Annotated in this window: 17 protein-coding genes, 1 other RNA gene and 1 pseudogene; 11 read left to right on the top strand and 8 right to left on the bottom strand. The window is 61.4% G+C overall.

Features of this window, described 5'->3' with window-relative positions:
- The first annotated feature begins 48 nt into the window (after nt 1-48).
- The 4 genes and pseudogenes from ruvB to ACQ7C1_RS08215 all read left to right on the top strand — a co-directional run bounded on the left by ruvB (nt 49) and on the right by ACQ7C1_RS08215 (nt 3,107).
- Nucleotides 49-1,089, top strand: coding sequence for a Holliday junction branch migration DNA helicase RuvB (gene ruvB, locus ACQ7C1_RS08200; RefSeq protein WP_064694410.1), 1,041 nt, complete (start codon nt 49-51; stop codon nt 1,087-1,089).
- Nucleotides 1,090-1,992: a metallophosphoesterase gene (locus ACQ7C1_RS08205; protein WP_097597318.1), complete on the top strand. Its 903-nt coding sequence runs from the start codon at nt 1,090-1,092 to the stop codon at nt 1,990-1,992. It abuts the gene before it with no gap.
- A 7-nt stretch (nt 1,993-1,999) separates the two neighbouring features.
- Nucleotides 2,000-2,505 (top strand): annotated as a pseudogene (locus ACQ7C1_RS08210) (NUDIX hydrolase).
- Nucleotides 2,506-2,543: 38 nt separating this feature from the next.
- Nucleotides 2,544-3,107, top strand: coding sequence for a DinB family protein (locus ACQ7C1_RS08215; RefSeq protein WP_097597317.1), 564 nt, complete (start codon nt 2,544-2,546; stop codon nt 3,105-3,107).
- On the opposite strand, the gene ACQ7C1_RS08220 is transcribed toward ACQ7C1_RS08215, so the two are convergent.
- The 5 genes from ACQ7C1_RS08220 to ACQ7C1_RS08240 all read right to left on the bottom strand — a co-directional run bounded on the left by ACQ7C1_RS08220 (nt 3,104) and on the right by ACQ7C1_RS08240 (nt 11,251).
- Nucleotides 3,104-4,486, bottom strand: a complete 1,383-nt coding sequence (locus ACQ7C1_RS08220) for a virulence factor family protein (protein ID WP_430957932.1) — start codon at nt 4,484-4,486, stop codon at nt 3,104-3,106. The two genes, ACQ7C1_RS08215 and ACQ7C1_RS08220, sit on opposite strands and share 4 nt — an antisense overlap.
- Complete coding sequence (gene mprF / locus ACQ7C1_RS08225) at nt 4,483-7,086, bottom strand: bifunctional lysylphosphatidylglycerol flippase/synthetase MprF (RefSeq protein ID WP_430957933.1); 2,604 nt, start codon at nt 7,084-7,086, stop codon at nt 4,483-4,485. Before mprF ends, ACQ7C1_RS08220 begins: the two co-directional genes overlap by 4 nt.
- A 221-nt stretch (nt 7,087-7,307) precedes the next feature.
- Nucleotides 7,308-9,422, bottom strand: coding sequence for a mechanosensitive ion channel family protein (locus tag ACQ7C1_RS08230; protein ID WP_430957934.1), 2,115 nt, complete (start codon nt 9,420-9,422; stop codon nt 7,308-7,310).
- Nucleotides 9,423-9,623: 201 nt separating this feature from the next.
- On the bottom strand, nt 9,624-10,655 hold the full coding sequence (gene gnd / locus ACQ7C1_RS08235) for a phosphogluconate dehydrogenase (NAD(+)-dependent, decarboxylating) (RefSeq protein ID WP_285192634.1): 1,032 nt from the start codon (nt 10,653-10,655) through the stop codon (nt 9,624-9,626).
- Between the two features lie 113 nt (nt 10,656-10,768).
- Entirely contained in the window at nt 10,769-11,251 is a 483-nt protein-coding gene (locus ACQ7C1_RS08240) for an SRPBCC domain-containing protein (protein ID WP_430957935.1), read from the bottom strand.
- A gap of 55 nt (nt 11,252-11,306) precedes the next feature.
- Here ACQ7C1_RS08240 and ACQ7C1_RS08245 point away from each other — a divergent pair, with 55 nt between their 5' ends.
- From ACQ7C1_RS08245 to ACQ7C1_RS08255, 3 genes are all read left to right on the top strand, one after another.
- A complete protein-coding gene (locus ACQ7C1_RS08245) occupies nt 11,307-11,651 on the top strand; it encodes an ArsR/SmtB family transcription factor (RefSeq protein ID WP_430957936.1) in 345 nt (114 codons plus the stop codon).
- Between the two features lie 66 nt (nt 11,652-11,717).
- Nucleotides 11,718-12,254 (top strand): helix-turn-helix domain-containing protein, encoded by a 537-nt coding sequence (locus ACQ7C1_RS08250; RefSeq protein WP_430957937.1) that lies wholly within the window; start codon nt 11,718-11,720, stop codon nt 12,252-12,254.
- Between the two features lie 98 nt (nt 12,255-12,352).
- Complete coding sequence (locus tag ACQ7C1_RS08255; protein ID WP_430957938.1) at nt 12,353-13,336, top strand: NAD-dependent epimerase/dehydratase family protein; 984 nt, start codon at nt 12,353-12,355, stop codon at nt 13,334-13,336.
- Between the two features lie 229 nt (nt 13,337-13,565).
- Here the strand turns inward: ACQ7C1_RS08255 and ssrS are convergent.
- The 3 genes from ssrS to ACQ7C1_RS08270 all read right to left on the bottom strand — a co-directional run bounded on the left by ssrS (nt 13,566) and on the right by ACQ7C1_RS08270 (nt 14,463).
- Nucleotides 13,566-13,724: non-coding RNA, 6S RNA (ssrS, locus tag ACQ7C1_RS08260), on the bottom strand.
- A gap of 69 nt (nt 13,725-13,793) precedes the next feature.
- A complete protein-coding gene (locus ACQ7C1_RS08265; protein ID WP_085779349.1) occupies nt 13,794-14,171 on the bottom strand; it encodes a cell division protein ZapA in 378 nt (125 codons plus the stop codon).
- A gap of 16 nt (nt 14,172-14,187) precedes the next feature.
- On the bottom strand, nt 14,188-14,463 hold the full coding sequence (locus ACQ7C1_RS08270; protein ID WP_011426717.1) for a DUF4164 domain-containing protein: 276 nt from the start codon (nt 14,461-14,463) through the stop codon (nt 14,188-14,190).
- 332 nt (nt 14,464-14,795) lie between these two features.
- Here ACQ7C1_RS08270 and tkt point away from each other — a divergent pair, with 332 nt between their 5' ends.
- From tkt to ACQ7C1_RS08290, 4 genes are all read left to right on the top strand, one after another.
- Nucleotides 14,796-16,769 carry a transketolase gene (gene tkt, locus ACQ7C1_RS08275; RefSeq protein ID WP_430957939.1) on the top strand — a complete coding sequence of 658 codons (1,974 nt, stop codon included), beginning with the start codon at nt 14,796-14,798 and terminating at the stop codon, nt 16,767-16,769.
- Between the two features lie 84 nt (nt 16,770-16,853).
- Complete coding sequence (gene gap, locus ACQ7C1_RS08280; protein WP_430957940.1) at nt 16,854-17,864, top strand: type I glyceraldehyde-3-phosphate dehydrogenase; 1,011 nt, start codon at nt 16,854-16,856, stop codon at nt 17,862-17,864.
- A 130-nt stretch (nt 17,865-17,994) separates the two neighbouring features.
- On the top strand, nt 17,995-18,309 hold the full coding sequence (locus ACQ7C1_RS08285; protein WP_430957941.1) for a hypothetical protein: 315 nt from the start codon (nt 17,995-17,997) through the stop codon (nt 18,307-18,309).
- A 134-nt stretch (nt 18,310-18,443) separates the two neighbouring features.
- Entirely contained in the window at nt 18,444-18,620 is a 177-nt protein-coding gene (locus ACQ7C1_RS08290; RefSeq protein WP_430957942.1) for a hypothetical protein, read from the top strand.
- The last annotated feature ends 284 nt before the right edge of the window (nt 18,621-18,904 follow it).

Raw genomic sequence — 18,904 nt, forward strand, 5'->3', positions numbered from 1 at the left:
CCGACTTTTGGTGTATTGCTGTAACAGGTTTCAAAACGGAATGAGAGCATGAGCGAGCCCGCCCGCCTGATATCGCCGGAAAAGCGGGGTGAAGACCTTGATGTCACCCTACGCCCGCAATCGCTGGACGAGTTCACCGGCCAGGCTGAGGCGCGCGCCAATCTCAAGATCTTCATCGAGGCGGCGAAGAACCGCGGCGAGGCACTGGATCATGTGCTGTTCGTCGGCCCGCCCGGCCTCGGCAAGACGACGCTGGCGCAGATCATGGCGAAGGAGCTCGGTGTCAACTTCCGATCGACATCCGGTCCTGTCATCGCCAAGGCCGGCGATCTCGCCGCCCTGCTTACCAACCTCGAGGAGCGCGACGTGCTCTTCATCGACGAGATCCATCGCCTCAACCCCGCGGTCGAAGAAATCCTCTATCCCGCTATGGAGGATTTCCAACTCGACCTGATCATCGGTGAAGGCCCTGCCGCTCGCTCGGTGAAGATCGACCTCTCGAAATTCACGCTTGTCGCCGCCACTACCCGCCTCGGCCTGCTGACGACACCGCTGCGCGATCGTTTCGGCATCCCGGTACGGCTCAGCTTCTATACCGTCGAGGAACTGGAGCTGATCGTGCGCCGCGGCGCGCGGCTGATGAACCTGCCGATGACCGAAGAAGGCGCCCGCGAGATCGCCAGGCGGGCCCGCGGCACGCCGCGCATTGCGGGCCGGCTGCTGCGGCGCGTGCGTGATTTCGCCGAAGTGGCAAGGGCCGAGGCCGTCACCCGCGAGATCGCCGACGAAGCGCTGACCCGCCTGCTGGTCGACAATGTCGGTTTCGACCAGCTCGACAAACGTTACCTCAACATGATCGCAGTCAATTTCGGCGGCGGACCGGTCGGTATCGAAACCATCGCCGCCGGCCTTTCGGAACCGCGCGACGCGATCGAGGACATTATCGAGCCCTACATGATCCAGCAGGGTTTCATTCAGCGTACGCCGCGCGGCCGCGTTCTGACCGCAATCGCGTGGAAACATCTGGGAATGCAACCGCCCAAGGAGATGGAGGCTGCGCAGTTCCGGCTGTTCCAGGAGGACGACTGAGTGATCACCCGCCGCGGATTTTTCAAGGTTCTTGGCGGGGGTGTCGCAGGCGTCATGGCGCTCGGCGGTTATGCCTTCGCCTATGAACCGCTGGCGCGGCTCGGCATCGCCCGCTACCGACTGACGCCGCCGGGATGGACATCGGGGCTGAAGCTTCGCGTTGTCGCACTCGCCGATATCCACGCCTGCGAACCCTGGATGTCGGCAAACCGCATTACCTCGATCTGCCACCGGGCCAATGAACTCGAAGGCGACGTGACCGTCCTACTCGGCGATTACGCCTCGGGCATGAACATGGTGACGCAGTACGTGCATTCGAGCCAATGGTCCAAGGCGCTGGCCGCACTGCAGGCACCACTCGGCGTCCACGCAATCATGGGCAATCACGACTGGTGGGAAGACAGGACCGCCCAGAAGAACGGCGGGATGGAAACCTTCGGGCACCGGGCTCTTGCCGATGTCGGCATCCCTGTCTACAGCAACCGCGCCGTCCGGCTCGAAAAGGATGGCCGCGGCTTCTGGCTCGCAGGGCTCGAAGATCAGCTGGCGCTGCTCCCGGGCAGGAAATGGGGGCGCACGCGCATGACCGGCCTCGACGATCTCGATGGAACGATGGCTCAGGTCACTGATGACGCGCCCGTCATCCTACTTGCCCATGAGCCCGATATATTTCCCCGCGTGCCCGAGCGCGTCTCGGTGACGCTCTCGGGTCACACCCATGGCGGACAGATCCGCTTCTTCGGTCGTTCACCGATTGTCCCGTCGCGCTACGGCGATCGCTACGCCTATGGCCATATCGTCGAGGAGGGGCGTAATATCATCGTTTCCGGTGGGCTCGGCTGCTCCATTGCTCCTGTCCGCTTCGGCGTACCACCGGAAATCGTCGTAATCGATCTCGGATAAGAACGACATGAGCAAGCGCACTCCCATCCGCCTGACTCAGGGTGCTGCGCGTTTCAACTACCGCATTGCCGGCCTCGGCTTTCGCGATGGTCACGTGCTTGTTCATCGCGCCGTGCACGAGCCCTTCTGGACCTTTCCGGGCGGTCGGGCGGAAATCGGCGAGACGTCGGAGGAAACGCTGAAACGCGAGATGATGGAGGAGCTTGGCCTCAAGCTGCCCGTCTTGCGCCTGCTCTGGATCGTCGAGAACTTTTTCCACTACGAACAACGCGACTGGCATGAACTCGGCTTCTATTATCTGATGGAAATCCCGGCGGAATTTCCCTTTCAGTCGCATGAGATCATCCATCGCGTCGAAGATGGCGACAACCATCTCGAATTCAAATGGGTGCCGGCAACGCGCGCGGCCCTGACCGCGCTCGACATCCCGCCCTATTTCATCGCTGATGAAATCGAGAACCTGCCCGGGGCACACGTCATCTCGTCTGGCGCGACGGCAATCTCGATGACTGACGCAAACATTCCGGAGTGCTGAAAGAGGAAAGCCGCCGATGTCGACCTTCGATCCCGCCAGGGCGTTTCGCAAGCTTGCCTATAACAACGCCCTTGCCAACCACCGGCTGCTTCACGCCTGCGCGGCGTTGAAGGCGGGCGAATTCGAAGCGCCGCGCACGAGCTTCTTTCCGTCGATCAAGGAGACCCTGAATCATATCATCACCGTCGACTGGTTCTATGTCGACGGCATGGAAGGTGGCACGCTCGGCTTCCAGGCTTTCGAGGTGGACGAACCCTTCGACGATGTCGAGTCACTGACCCAAGCGCAGGCAAAGGTCGATCAGCGCCTGATCGACCTTTGCGAAGTCCTGACGCCGGAAAGGCTGATCTCGATCGTCAGTCTCCATCGCGGCGATCGTATTCAGCAGGAGCGGATGGACGACGTGCTTGCCCACCTTTTTCAGCATCAGACCCATCATCGCGGCCAGGTCCATGCAATGCTTGCCGGCACCAGCGTTGCCCCGCCGCAGCTCGACGAATTCATCGTCGCCGATGATGCGCGGTTTCGCGGCAGGGAACTCGCCGAACTCGGCTGGAGTGAAGAACGGCTGATGCGTTAATCCTGCAGCCGTCTCTTCAGCCCATCGATGATCGACTTGGTGAGAAGATCGTAGTTCTCATCAAAATGATGGTCGCCGGGCAGTTCGACTACTTCGGCGCCGCTATTTTTAAGTGCCGGACAAGCGACATCATCGTCATCTTCCTTGCCGTAGATGCACTGCACCAACTTCGGGTCGACGTTCTTCAGGTCGCTGATCGGATCTCCCCCTGCCCCTTCGGTCTTCTGGCCGAGCCAGCCGAGAACGGAGATGACGTAATCAACTTGGTGCGAGAGCGACAGCAGCGACAACTGCACCACCGAGGACTTCTCGGCCGGTTTGAGCAGCTGATAGGTAGCGGGCACGACATCGGCGCCGAATGAGTAGCCGACGAGCAGAACATGCTTCACCTTCCACTGCTTACGATAGAAATCGATGATCTTCGAAAGATCGTTGGCTGTCTCCTCGGGCTTGCGCTCCGACCAGAAATAATGAAGTGAATCAACGCCGACGACGGGAATGCCTTCTTTTTGCAGCGTGCCGCCGACCTCCTTGTCGATGTCGCGCCAACCGCCGTCGCCGGAATAGATCACGGCCATCGTATCAAAGGCAGGCCTTGCTTCCAGCACCGCCAGCGGCAGGCCGAGCGGATTGCCGAAGGCGCCGGAGGCAGTGACGAGGTCATCGAGCGTGTCGCCGAATACCGTCTGTGCATCGTCTGTGGAATCGCGGATCTCGATCTCGGAATGGGCTTTCTGTAGCGCCTCGGCATGCGCCCGGCCGTCCTTGTCAGCTTTAGGCGTGAAAACTGATATGATCGGATCCGGCAGGGCGCCGTCGCTGAGGCCATAGACCGTGCGTTGGCCGATCACCTTCTTGGAAGCCGGCGTGCAAAGCTCCTTGGTTAGCGGAATGCCGGCCAGCGGATCGACCGCAAGCGTCTGACCGATCGTCGCATCCGGCGTCTGAGCCGCGATCGCCAAGGCCAAGGCCCCGCCCTCGCCGATGCCGGCGACGATCGGCAGGTGATAGCTATTGTTGCCGGTCGCGCGCTGAACCTGCTGGCTCAGCGATTCGATATCCGAGACCATGTAGATGCAGCCGTCGTTGAGGCTGACGTCGTAGCGGCTGAGCGCCTGCATATAAGAGGGAAAGTCGACGCCGATGACGACAGCGCCTTCGGCGACCAGCCTGTCGGCCTCGGCCTTCTCATAATCGCCCCAGCCGGCGGCATCCGAGATCAGCATCACGGTGCCCTTCACCTCCCCTTCCGGCAGGAAGATGTGCGGCGATGGGATGAGCCCACTTTCGAAGCTCTGCGTGGTTTCCTCGGCGGCATCAGCCGGCGCGGCCGCGAGCATGCAGACGCATGCCGTGGCAAGAAGGATTGTCCTGATCATTTTCTCACTACCCCTTTCAATCCGCCCCCGATCAGAAATGTCGCGTCCATCAACGCGATCATCGGATTGCCTCCTCCGGAAACCGCAAGATAGCGCGGTTGCCAGTGCGGATGAAACTTGGATTTGAATGCCCGAAGGCCTTTGAAGTTATAGAAGCGCTCGCCGTGCTCGAAGATGGTGCTACCGATACGGTCCCAGACGGGCGCTGCTTCGCGTTTCGACATGCCGGAGAGAGGCGCCATGCCGAGATTGAAGTGGGTGAAACCCTGGTTACGCAGATATTCCATGATCTGCACGAAGAGAAAGTCCATTGAGCCCTTCGGCGCGTCCGGCGAGAAGCGCATGAGATCGATCGTGCTCTCCTCGCGTGATTCGGTCACGAGGATATTGGCGAAGGCGACGATCTTGCCGTCCTTCTTCAGGATGCCGACTGGTTGGGAGGAAACGTAATCGGGATCGAAGGAACCGAGCGAGAAGCCTTTTTCCTTGGCATTGTGATGTTCGAGCCAGGCCGTGGAAACGGCGGCGAGATCATCGATGATATCAGGCACGTCCTCGGGCTCTACCACCGCGAATTCCAGCCCGTCGCGCTGGGCTCGGCTCGCCGTCTGGCGAAGGTTCGCCCATTTGCCGCCCTTCATTTCGAAGGTCCGGAGGTCAACCACCGCCAGTTCGCCGAGCTTGAAGGCGCGGAGGCCGGCATCGGCGCAATGGGAAAGCAGCGCCGGCGAAATCTGGTAGAAGACGGCGCGGCAGCCGGCAGCGCGCGCCGCTTCGACGAACCGCCAGACAAGTTCCTGCACGGCGCGATGATCGCCAATCGGGTCGAACAGTGCGATCCATGAGCGGCCCTGCCGGCCGTACATGATGAAAGCGTCGCCCTTTTCCGAAAACATGATGCTCTTGTCGCCCATGCGCACCAGATTGGCATCGGCATTGCCCTGCTTCCTGACAATGTCGACGGCACGCGTCAGCGCCTCCTCTGTCGCCGGCTCGGGCCGGAAAGCAGCCGGTCGGAGCAGGCTGAAAATGGCGATCGCCGAGGAGATGATGGTGATGCCGAGCAAGGCGCGCAGTCCCCGCGGCGCCTCGGCGGTGAATTCGAACTGCCACCAGAGTTCGTTGCTGTATTCGACATCGCGATAGACGAAGAGCAGGATGACGACGGCGCCAACGACGATCACGGCGATCGCCATCAGCCAGGATGCCGTCATCGCCTGGTTGAGCAGCGATGCATGCCGGGTGAAGAGCCGCCGGCTAACGAAGAGCCCGAAGATGAGAAAGGCGAGAAAGGCTGCTTCGACGAGGGCAATCGCCTTCAGAAGCGACAAGGTCAATGCGGCAACGGCCGAAAACACGGCCACCCACCATGCGCCGTCGAGCCTCTGACCGAGGCCGCGCGCCGCGACCACCAGCGCGAGCCCGAGCAGGCTGGAGAGGAAGTGCGCCCCTTCGACCATCGGCAACGGCAGATAGTTGGAAAGAAATTCCAGGTTCTGGTCCGGCGTCGGCGTGACGCTCGAAAACACCAGCATGACGCCGAGCAGCAGCGCCAAGGTCGACAACAGCTGCGGCATCAGCCGTCCGCCGATACGGCGGACGCTGGAGGCGGCGGGGTGGTCGACGAAACGGCGCAACTCCGCCGCCGAGACCGCGAGCACGGCGATCAACAGCGGCAAGACATGGTAGATCAGCCGGTAGAGCACCAGCGATCCCAGCACCGCGTCGATATTCACCGCGCTGCCGAGCGAAGCGATGATCACGGTCTCGAACACGCCGAGCCCCGCCGGAACGTGGCTGAGCACGCCGAGACCGACGGCGATCGCATAGACGGCGAGGAAGACCGGCCATCCAATCGCCGTCTGCGGCAAGAGCACGTAGAGCACCGACGCGGAGGCGGCAATATCGAAGGCGGTGACCAGAAATTGGCGCGACCAGGTGCGCGAGTCCGGCAGGCGGATCGCCGCGGCGCCGAAATCGAGCACGCGGCCTTCGCGGCCAATGATCATCACAGCCCCGAGAATGGCGATGATCGAGCCGGCAATCAGCCGCAGAAGAAATGGACTGACACCGACCAGCGGCCCGATCTCGCTGGCGATGATGATGAGGGCGATTGACGCGACAGCCGCCAGCCCGAGGCCGAAGGAGAGCGTGACGAAGGCGATGATGCGGCCGATATCTTCCGGCGAGAGCCCGAGGCGCGTATAGGCGCGATAGCGGATCGCCCCGCCCGAGAGTGCGCCGAAGCCGGCGGTGTTGCCGACCGCATAGGCGCTGAATGCCGTCAGCGCCACATGCGGAAAGGGCAGCTTCTTGCCGATATATTCGATCGCATTGAGATCATAGAAGACCAGCGAAAGGAAACTCAGCGCCGTGAAGAACAGAGCAAGCAGGATCGCGCTCGGCCTCGTCGCAGCCAGCGCTGCGACGACATCGTCATAGCGCACCTCGTTGGTGAGCTGCATGATCGCGTAACCGACGAGACAGAAGACGATAAGCGTCGCGGCCGCAGTGAGCGGCGTCCTGTAACGTCTGAAAAGCGTGCGAAAAGAAAAACCGTCCGTCGCCTCGATCTCTTCCAAATTGCCGTGACCCGACATCTCTTACCTGCGCAGTTTCCAATTCGGCGGGAATCATTTTTCGAAGACGTAACATGACGGGCATAGAAGCTCTATGAAGCCATGCCGACGCTACCCAACCCCGCCGCCTGCGCCTCAATCATCTTCAAATGGGGCGAATTTGCGCAGGAATACCTGATGGCACATTGCATTTTCGTAAGCTTGAATGCCTTGCGGCGGTAATGAGGTTCAGGTGGCGGCATTCATGCAGCCGATTCGCCGTTGGCTCGCATATGAGAAGCGTAACGCGCGACGGCAGCCTCCAAATCGGCCTCGCGATCGCCGGCCACCTGCACCGTCGGCACGGCGAACTCGATGCCGTTTTCCTTGAAGGCGTTGCGGATCATCGCCAGTGCGTTGCGTCGGATGACGAATTGCTCGCCGGGCTTCGTCATCATCGACAGGCGGATCTCGATCGCGAATTCTCCGAATTGCTCGACGCCCTTCATCTTCAGTGTCTCAATGATGTGCGGGCCGAATTCCGGGTTTTCGAGCAGTGTCTGGCCGATCTGCTTGATCACCTTCTTCGCCTTAACGAGATCGGTGTCGTATTTGACGTTTAGGCTGATCTTGTCGATCGTCCAGTCGCGATTCAAGTTCTTCACCGCGCCGAGTTCGCCGAACGGCACTGTTGTCAGCGGCCCGCGATGATGTCTGAGCTTCACCGATCGCAGGCTGAAGGCTTCGACGACGCCCTTGTGGCTGCCGCTTTCGATATATTCGCCGACGCGGAAAGCATCGTCCCAGAGATAGAACATGCCGCTGATGACGTCTTTGACGATCGTCTGGGCGCCGAAACCGACGGCAACGCCGACGACCCCGGCTCCGGCAATCAGCGGCCCGATCTCGATGCCGAGGCCGGAGAGCACCATCAGAACCGCGATGACGGCGATAACCACGGCAAGAATATTGCGGAAGATCGGCAGTAGCGTCTGGATCCGCGCGTGTTTCGCCTTTTCTTCGTCCGTCGCGGTACCATCCAGGGGTGAATCGAGCAGCCTGCCGTCAATATAGGCTTTGACGACGTGCCAGAGCAGATCAGCCGCAAGCAGGATGACAATGCCACCGATGACGCCGCGAGCGATCTTGTCTGCCATCTTGTCGCCGGCAGCCATCGTGTCAGCGCCGACACCAAGCAATCGACCGAGCCAGATTGCCGCGATTGCGATGATCAGCGCACGCACGCCGCGATCAAGCAACACGGTGGCGATGCGGCGCGTGGCAAGGAAACTCGCCTCGGTCTGCCGCAGCGATTTGACCGCGATCGTCGCGACGGCGAGCACCCGCGGCAGCATCAGCACATAGATGCCGAGCCAGAGCAGCCAGTTGAAGCCGGTGACCCAGAGGCCCCAGAGCAGCAGGAAATAAACGGTGAGCGTCCAGGAAATCTCGTGACCGCGCTTCTCGTCCTTATAAGGCCGTGACCAGACTGCCTCGATGGCGATCAGCAGCAGTCCAATGCCTAGAATGTATCCCACAAACAGCCGGGCGCTCGGGGAAAAGCCGAGCGGCTCCATCGACTGAATGGCCGCCCAGCCAAAGATAAAATAGATGACGAAGGTTGCAGAGCGGCGATACCAGAAGAGTGCGACGGCACGTCCCGGCATGGCCGGCGCGGGGACGCCCTGCCGTTCTTCCTCGGCTCGCGCCAGTCCGATGAGATCGACCAGCACGCCGCCGAGACAGATCGTGAAACGCTGGACGATCAGCGCTACGACGCAGACAATGGCAATGCTCTGGCTGAGCGGCGGCCAGTAGAGGCTGAGCAGCGTCAACACGGTCGCCGCCGCGAAGATCAGTGCCGGGATGACGCGTGGCGCCAGATGCATGCCTGCCATCTGAGCCAGACGGCGACGGCGGCGGCGGAAGGCATAGCGGGCAATGCTTTCAATGATCGCGCCCAGCAGAAAGATCGCCAGGAACTGGGCCATCATGCGAACCCGGCCAGTGGCGGCGATTTCGCCGAAAAGCAGGGAGGATGCATTGCTAATCTGCAAGGGCAGCGTCATCGCGGCATCGGAAATCATCGAGACATGACGACGGGCATGCTGCAGCAGACCCGACAGGACAGACATCTGGTTTTCCGCCGCTGTACCGCCCGCAGGCGTCGCCGCCATCTGGGTCGACATCCATTGCTTAACCTCGGGCGTCTGCATGAGCTGCATCATCTCACGCACCTGGGCCGGCGGGTTGGCCGCGGCTGGCGCTTGCGCCGGCTGGGCCTGGGCAAAGCTGGGCGAAGCCACGGAGAAAAGCGCAATGAATGCCAATATGCCCGATATGGCGGCCGTCAAGCCGCCTGCCCTGTCACGCTTCACGACCGCCCTCCAACGAAGTGTCGGCGCTTGCACGAAACGAGGCCGACATCTTGCAATGGATACTCGCGACTGCTGCCGCCAGCAAGCGGTAGAAAAACCATGCCGATGGCTAGGAACAGCCGGGGCTGTCGCCTGCCCGAGCCACGCCTTCAATCCGCCATTTACGGGGCGACGGTCGCCTTGGACTCAGTGAAGGGAGCCTTAGGATTTCGAAGCCGGCTTTTCCACGTGACCTCCGAAACCCGCCCGCATTGCCGACAGCACCTTATTGGCAAACTCGTCATTGTCGCGCGAGGAGAAGCGGCCGTAGAGCGCCGCACTCAGCACCGGCGTCGGCACGCTTTCATCGATTGCCGCCATGATCGTCCAGCGGCCCTCGCCGCTGTCCGAGACCCGGCCGGCAAATTTCGAAAGTGCGGGGTCGGCATGTAGTGCATCGGCGGTGAGATCAAGCAGCCAGGAGGTGATGACGCTGCCGCGGCGCCAGACTTCCGCGACATCCTGCAGATTGAAGTCGTATTGGAAATGTTCGGGATGTGCGAGCGGCGCAGTTTCCGCATCGGCATCATGCGAAGCGGCGCCGATATTGGCATGCTTCAGAATGTTGAGGCCCTCGGCGTAGGCGGCCATCAAACCGTACTCGATGCCGTTATGCACCATCTTGACGAAATGGCCGGCGCCATGCGGGCCGCAATGCAGGTAACCCTGTTCCGCGGTGCTGGCTGCAGCCGCTTCGGCGCTGCGGTTCGGCGAGGCTTCCGTCGTACCGGCGCCGGGCGCCAGCGTGGCGAAAATCGGCGAAAGGTGCTGGACGATGCCCTTTTCGCCGCCGATCATCAGGCAATAGCCACGCTCCAGGCCGAAGACGCCGCCGCTGGTACCGACGTCGACATAATGAATGCCCTTGGTGATCAGCTCAGCGCCGCGGCGAATGTCGTCATGATAGTAGGAATTGCCGCCATCAATGACGATATCGCCGTTCTGCAGCAGCGGCACCAGGCTCGCCAGCACCTTGTCGACGATCGCCGCCGGCAGCATCAGCCAGATCGCACGCGGATGCGTGAGCTTCGAGACGAATTCCTCCAGCGAAGCGCTGCCGGTCGCGCCGAGACCTGCCAAATCGGCAACGCTTTCGGGCCTGGTGTCGTAGACGACGCATTCGTGACCGCCCCGCATCAGGCGCTGGACCATATAATTGCCCATGCGGCCCAAACCGACCATACCAAGCTGCATAATGAATCTCCTGGAAACCGAGATGAAGTATCGACTCCGGAAACTAGCACCCGCAGTGTGACAGGCAAGCAAAGTCTGGCGATGGGCCGCCGATCCCCTTCGAGACAGCCTCGTCAGACATCCGGGGCGCTGGCCGGCTCGCCCTTCATCTCGCTGAGATACATGCCGTCGCGCAAATTGATGCCGTATTCGACGAAGGCCTTCATGCTGCAAAGCATCTGCGTCCAGCCTTCGCAGTTGAGATAGGTGCCGCGCCGGCCGGCCTCGTCCTCGCGCCAGCCGTTCTCGGCAATCGTCACCAGCGTGCCGCCGTCCTCCAGCGGCTTGAAGTTCATCTCCACCAGCGTCTTGTACCTTGTCTTGTCCTCGGCAGTGCCGCCGTCCCAGCGAAGCACAATGCGGCTTTCCGGCACAAGCTCGACAACTTCGACCGGCGCGTCCTTCCACCAGGTTACAGTCGTGCCTTGGACGAGCGGGGCGCTCGCCCCGCCGATCGTGGTGAAATAGCTGCTGAGCTTCTGTGGGTTGACGACGGCGTCGAACACTTCGGCGATGGGACGGCCGATCCGGCCGGAAACGCGGATTCCGAGAGACATGGCACTTCTCCTCTTCTCCATTGTGTCTGCGCCCATTATGTTATAAAAACATAACATGTCAAGCGAATCAACCGACGACCCTGTCTTCAAGGCGCTGGCGCATCGTCGCCGCCGCGAGATTCTGGACCTGCTCAAGGACGCGCCCCGCACCACCGGAACGCTTTGCGAAATGTTTCCGGACATGGACCGCTGCACGGTTATGCAGCACCTGAAGGTGCTTGAGGAAGCAGATCTGATCATCCCCAGGAAGGAGGGCCGCGAACGCTGGAACCACCTGAACAGCCTGCCGATCAAGCACATCTATGACCGCTGGATCAGCGACTATGCAGGTCATGCCCTGTCCATCCTCGATCGACTGAGAAGCGATCTCGAAGGCCAGCCGGACAGTGATCCGGCGTAAGACTCGACTTGCCTTCCGGCCCGCCGAACTCCTATCTTGGCAAAGAAGCGTAGGAGCTCGGGACAAATGACGATATCAGGAGCCGGCATACGCCGCATGCGGTCGCTGCGCGGCATGAAGCAGCAGCACCTTGCGGAACTCCTCGGCGTCAACCAGGCGACCGTTTCGCGCTGGGAGCGCAGCCAGCTTGCTCCCTCGCCCGAACAGGCCGTCAAGCTGGAGCGGATTTTCGCCTCGCCCCAACATGCTGCGGCCGATGCGGCTTTAAAGCGGCTGGTCGAGGATTCCGTCCGGCCTGTGCATCTGATCTGCGATAGCACCCATCGGCTGCTGTCTGCCTCCCGACCGCGGCAGGCGGAATGGCGCGCCCCGCTCGGCGCTTTTCTCGGCCGCTCTCTTTTCTCCTACGCCTCAGCCGAGATCGCCGCCGCCGAAATGTCTCTGGAGGAGTGCGGCTGGCACGAGGGCAGGCTGCTGTCGTTGACCTTCGACACCGGTGCCAACGGCAATGTGCGCCTGCCGATTGCCCCCGGCCGCGTCACCTGGGAGCGGATCAGGCTTTCCGACGGCAGCGCTGGCCGTCTCGTCACCACAACCCGCTGAGCCTGCAGCTTTCCTGCAGGCCCATGCATAATTTATGCGTTGTCCCAGGACACCGGTCTTTATAGCGTCCGCCGCCTAAACGGTTAGGAGAGGACGCGATGACGATACTGGTGACGGGAAGCGCAGGCCATCTCGGCGAGGCGGTTATGCGCAGCTTGAGAGCGCAGAGCCGGTGGGCGCGCGGCATCGACATAAAGCCTTCGGCTTTCACCGACACGGTCGGATCGATCCGCGATCGCGACTTCGTCCGGCAAGCCATGGCGGGAGTCAGCCATGTCATCCATGCCGCGACGCTGCACAAGCCACATGTGGCAACTCACGGCAACTGCGACTTCCTCGACACAAATGTCGGGGGCACGCTGAACCTGCTCGAAGAGGCCGCCGCCTCCGGTGTTTCAAGCTTCGTCTTCACCAGCACGACCAGCACCTTCGGTGCCGCATTGACGCCGGCCGCCGGCGAACCCGCCGCGTGGGTCACCGAGGACGTGCCTCCTGTAGCGAAGAATATCTACGGCGTGACGAAGCTCGCCGCCGAAGGCGTCTGCGAACTCTTCGCCCGTAAATCCCGCCTGCCGCTCGTGATCCTCAGGACATCGCGTTTCTTTCCCGAAAGCGATGACGATCCCGACATCCGCGACAGATATTCAGCGGCAAATGCCCAGGCTAACGAGTTGCTTCACCGCCGCGTCGACATCAGCGATGTAGTCGGCGCCCATCTGCTGGCTCTGGATAGGGCGCCGGCAATCGGTTTCGGCCGCTACATCGTCTCGGCCACGACGCCCTTTTCGTCGGGCGATCTTGCCGAACTCAGGCGAGACGCGCCTGCCGTCGTCGAGCGGCTGTTTCCCGGTGCGAACGCCCTTTACGTCGAACGCGGCTGGAAAATGTTCCCGACGCTCGATCGCGTCTACGTCAACGAACGCGCAACGCGCGAACTTGGCTGGCATCCGCACTATGATTTCCGCTTCGTGCTGGATTGCCTGCGCGACAACCGCGAATGGCGAAGCCCACTGGCGCTCGACGTCGGCTCCAAAGGGTATCATGACGAAGTCTTCGCTGAAGGACCCTATCCGGTCGCCTGAGATAAGACGCTGAATGCCGGGGTCGCAAAGCGTCATCCAAGCCAAGGGCCTTACAAAGGATGGGTTCCAGGTGGGCGCAGCCTACAAGGCGGACGCGGCGCCGACGTCGACACGATGTTCCAGGTCTTCCAGGTCACCCTTCCCTGAAGAAGTAAGGACATCTTGAAAGGGGGGACGTGCAACTCACGTTCGCTCCTGCATCCGGCGCACTGCCAACGATAAAGAGAAAGTGCGATCCACGACGACCGATGGATGTTTACGATCCTGGGCGCCTACAAACGTAGGTGGGCACCGTGTGTCCAGGCCCACGAGCCCGGACAGGGACAGCTCCCTTTGGATCGAGTATGGCCCCAGGGATTGTGGTTCCTGTCGAGAGGCGCAGACCGCATCGCGATATATAAGGTCGTTTGCATCGGCGCGCCAGTGGCGACCGCAGCCCGACTCTATTTAATTGACATCAATTGAGTTCGGGGGCGGCCCGGCCATTCAGCTTGTCGGTGATGCCGCGAATGCGGCTCGACACCTCGCCGAGCGCCGCCGCGAGGCTTTCCTCGGTGCGGGCAGTCGCGGCAAGCACCGTGTCGCGGTTGCCGCGCAGCGACTCGAGCTCGGTTTCCAGCTCCGCGATGCGACGTGTCAGCTCGGCAATCTCATCCATGATCATGATGCCGGCCATGACGGTGATCCGGAGATCGCCGATCTCGCCGAACTGGCCCTTGAGATGGCCGACATAGCTGTCAAAACGGGTGGCGAGGTCGGTCAGATGATCCTCCTGCCCTTCCTCGCAGGCCATGCGATAGGCCTTGCCGTCGATCGTTACCGTCACCTGCGCCATATCAAATTCTCTCTCATCAGCGGTCCAGAACCGCGCGGATCGTCTCCATGGCCGTCACCAGCCGCCGCGATACCTCACGATTGACCTCTTCCAGCCGGTTGGCGCGAAACTCGGCCTGATCGAGCTCCTGGGCTAGACGGGAGCGGTCGGCATGCACACGTCGCACCTCGCCCTCGATCTCACCCTGCTCTCGCTGCCGCTCGATGCGCATGTCGACGGCGTTCTCGAGGCTCGAAATCGCCTGTCTCAATTCGTCGAGCGCTGCTTCCATGGTTTTGCCTGTGGGCATCATGCCTTTCCGATTCCCGTGCAGGACCTGCGAATCGGCCACATCTGCCGATCTTTTGATTTCAAGAGGATATGCAGCTCGCCAACCGCCCGTCAATAAATCCCGTCACCCGGCGGCCTGCCTATCTGTGGATGAACGTTCGGGCAGGCCCGCCGTGCCGCTTTGGTCTTTTGTAAAGTTGCGCGATCAAATGTCGAAAAATTGCCGCAGGCCGCTGGGTTTTGCCCCGCCATTGATTGACTCGCCAGCCCCAACTGCTATGTGTCAGCCGCTTTCACTCGATGGTCTTGGAGGCTCGAGGCCATCCCCCGACACCCGGAGCTTGCAGAAAAGCTATGACCTCTCTCCAACAAAACGACCGGATGGCGAACGCGATCCGTTTCCTCGCCATGGACGCCGTTGAAAAGGCGAATTCCGGCCACCCTGGTATGCCGATGGGCATGGCTGACGTGGCGACGGTCCTGTTCACCAAATATCTGCGCTTCGACCCCAAGAAGCCGCATTGGCCGAACCGCGACCGCTTCGTGCTGTCGGCCGGCCATGGCTCGATGCTGCTCTATTCGCTGCTGTATCTGACCGGTTATCCCGACATGACGATCGAGGACCTGAAGCAGTTCCGTCAGGTCGGCTCCAAGACCGCCGGGCACCCTGAATACGGCCACGCAACCGGCATCGAGACCACCACAGGGCCGCTCGGCCAGGGCATCGCCAATGCGGTCGGCATGGCGATCGCCGAACGCAAGCTGCGCGAGGAATTCGGTGCGGACCTCCAGGACCACTACACCTACGTGATTAATGGCGACGGCTGCCTGATGGAGGGCATCAGCCATGAAGCCATCGCCCTTGCCGGCCACCTCAAGCTCAACAAGCTGATCCTCTTCTGGGACAACAACTCGATCACCATCGACGGCGCCGTCTCGCTGTCGGACTCGACCGATCAGATCGCCCGCTTCAAGGCCGTTCACTGGAACACGATCGAGATCGACGGCCACGATCAGGCCGCCATCGCCGATGCGATCGAAGCCGCCCACAGGTCCGATCGTCCGACCTTCATCGCCTGCAAGACGGTGATCGGCTTCGGCGCCCCGAACAAGGCCGGCAGCCACAAGGTTCACGGCAGCCCGCTCGGTGCCGATGAGATCGCAGCCACCCGCAAGGCGCTGAATTGGGAGTACGAGCCCTTCGTCATCCCCTCCGATCTTCTCGATGAATGGCGCGCAGCCGGCACCCGCTCCGACAACATCGTCAAGGCATGGGAAGAAACGCTTGCCAAGTCGCCTTCCAAGGCCGAGTTCACCCGCCGTTTTGCCGGCGATCTGCCCGAAGGTTTCGACAAGGCGATCGACGATTACAAGAAGAAACTGGCAGAAACCAAGCCGACGGTTGCCACCCGCAAGGCATCGGAAGACGCGCTTGAGATCATCAACGGTTTCGTGCCGGAAACGCTCGGCGGTTCCGCCGATCTGACGCCGTCGAACAACACCAAGACCAGCCAGATGGTCTCCATCACGCCGACGGACTTCAAGGGCCGTTATATGCACTGGGGTATCCGCGAGCACGGCATGGCATCTGCCATGAACGGCATCTCGCTGCATGGCGGCCTCATTCCTTACGGCGGCGGCTTCATGATCTTCTCGGACTATTGCCGCCCGCCGATCCGCCTCTCGGCTCTGATGGGCATTCGCGTCATCCATGTCCTGACCCATGACTCGATTGGCGTTGGCGAAGATGGCCCGACTCACCAGCCGGTCGAGCAGATCGCCGGGCTGCGCGCCGTTCCGAACCTGCAGGTCTTCCGTCCGGCCGACGCCGTCGAGACGGCGGAATGCTGGCAGATCGCCATGAAGAGCAAGAACCGCCCGTCCGCTCTGGCTCTCACCCGCCAGAACCTGACGACCGTCCGCACAGAGTATAATGCGAAGAACCTCTGCGAACTCGGCGCCTACACGCTTGCCGGCAATGCCGATGCCAAGGTGACGATCTTCGCTTCGGGCTCCGAGGTCGAAATCGCCGTTGCCGCCCGCGCAACTCTGGAAGCCAGGGGCGTTTCGGTGCGTGTCGTCTCGGTGCCCTGCACGGAACTGTTCTTCGAGCAGCCGGACGCCTACCGCAAGGACGTGCTCGGCAACTCACCGGTCAAGATTGCCGTCGAAGCCGCCGTTCGCGAAGGCTGGGACGCCTTCATCGGACCGGAAGGCAGCTTCATCGGCATGAAGGGTTTTGGCGCGTCTGGTCCGGTCAAGGACGTTTACAAGCATTTCGGCATCACCGCCGACGCTGTCGTTGCGGCCGCCGAAGCAAAGCTTTAATGAGAGCGCCTTGAGGCGCTCTCCATCTCCTCAATTCCAGGCCGCCCGGCCTATCGGGCCCTATTCTATCGGGAGTGAATGAACATGACAGTCAAGGTTGCCATCAATGGTTTCGGCCGCATCGGCCGTAACGTCCTCCGCGCTATCGTCGAATCCGGCCGTACCGACATTGAGGTCGTCGCCATCAACGACCTCGGTCCGGTCGAGACCAATGCGCATCTGCTGCGTTACGACTCGATCCACGGCAAGTTCCCGGCCGAGGTGAAGGTCGAAGGCGACACGATCATCGTCGGCGGCGGCAAGCCGATCAAGGTCACCGCGATCAAGGATCCGGCAACGCTGCCGCACCGTGAACTCGGCGTCGATATCGCCATGGAATGCACCGGCATCTTCACCGCCCGCGACAAGGCCGCCGCCCATCTGACGGCTGGCGCCAAGCGCGTCCTCGTCTCGGCTCCTGCCGATGGCGCCGATCTCACCGTCGTCTACGGGGTCAACCATGACCAGCTCACCAAGGAGCACATGGTCATCTCCAACGCCTCCTGCACCACCAACTGCCTGGTGCCGGTGGTGAAGGTTCTCGACGACGCCGTCGGCATCGACCACGGCTTCATGACGACGATCCACTCCTACACCGGCGACCAGCCGACGCTCGACACGATGCACAAGGACCTGTATCGTGCCCGCGCTGCCGCCCTCTCCATGATCCCGACCTCGACGGGCGCCGCCAAGGCCGTCGGACTCGTGCTGCCGCACCTCAAGGGCAAGCTCGACGGCACCTCGATCCGCGTTCCCACCCCGAACGTCTCGGTCGTCGACTTCAAGTTCGTCTCCAAGAAGGCCACGACAGTCGGCGAAATCAACGAAGCCATCAAGGCTGCCTCCAACGGCAAGCTGAAGGGCATCCTCGGTTACACCGACGAGCCGCTCGTCTCGCGCGATTTCAACCACGACAGCCACTCCTCGATCTTCGCAACCGATCAGACGAAGGTCATGGAAGGCAATTTCGTGCGCGTCCTGTCCTGGTACGACAACGAGTGGGGCTTCTCCAGCCGCATGTCGGACACGGCAGTCGCCTTCGCCAAGCTCATCTGAGCGCCCGGCTATCGAAAATCGCAGACGGCCCGGGAAACCGGGCCGTTTTGTTATAGGCGCACGAAGCCGGTGATGGCATTGTTGATAACCCCGGAGCCGCAATCGCACTCGGGGAGATAAAGAGGGATGGATGGATTATTTTACCGTTGAAATCGCCGGCCGCGCCGTCGCCAGCTTTCGCTCGAAAAATCATGAGGAAGCGACGCATTTCTTTGAGGCAGAAGATTTTCGCGACGACCTGACCATCCTTGAGTCCGAGGGCAAGCCCCTGTGGGACCGCAAGGAGACACTCAGCCTGCGCAAGGCGACTGCTGAAGAAGCAAGCGAAGTCGAGCACGCCTATGAATTCGACGACGATCCGGAAAGGACCATCGACGACGAGTTCGTGGTTTTCCTGGTCCCGGTCGAAGATCTGACCGACGAGGGTGAGGACACCGGAGACTGACAGTCGATATGTATCGGCCTTCCAAGTTTAAAAGCCAATCTCGAAGCGACGATTTCGCTGCGGCCGCGGAGCGTGATAAACTGAAGGGTGCATCACGTTGCACAATGGCTGAATGATCCAAGCGGAGGCGATAAATGGCAGAGGTGCAAAAACGCTTGCCCGACAGCACTCTCAAGCGGCGGCAGCGGTTTCACCCCAAGCGGGACGTCCGACCTGCCGTGCTGGCAAAGGCCAATCGTCTGGTCGTCCGGGTCGCCGCGTTCATCGGTGTTGCGTTTCTCGCCATCATCATACTTCAGGCGGTGTTTTGATAGCGGAGCAATGGCCGGCCACATAGCCACAGTCGGCTCATCGTCGCAGACCTATTCGCTTCATCGGGCAAAGCCAAACCGGCCGCGCGGAGGAATGTGTCCTATACTGTTGCGATCTACGGGTAGCTGCAGGAAAAATCGATCGCACCGTCTTTCGCCCTGCTCTTGCCTGATTTTCTTATACATTCTTTGTAGAGAGTTTCTCCCGTAGCATTTCCGTGTCGGTGTCCGGCAGCCGTTCAGCAGCATGATGCAGCACGAGACGAGGTAAGCCGCAAGGCCTA

The sequence above is a fragment of the Rhizobium sp. Nf11,1 genome, assembly GCF_050587665.1.
GTDB lineage: Bacteria > Pseudomonadota > Alphaproteobacteria > Rhizobiales > Rhizobiaceae > Rhizobium.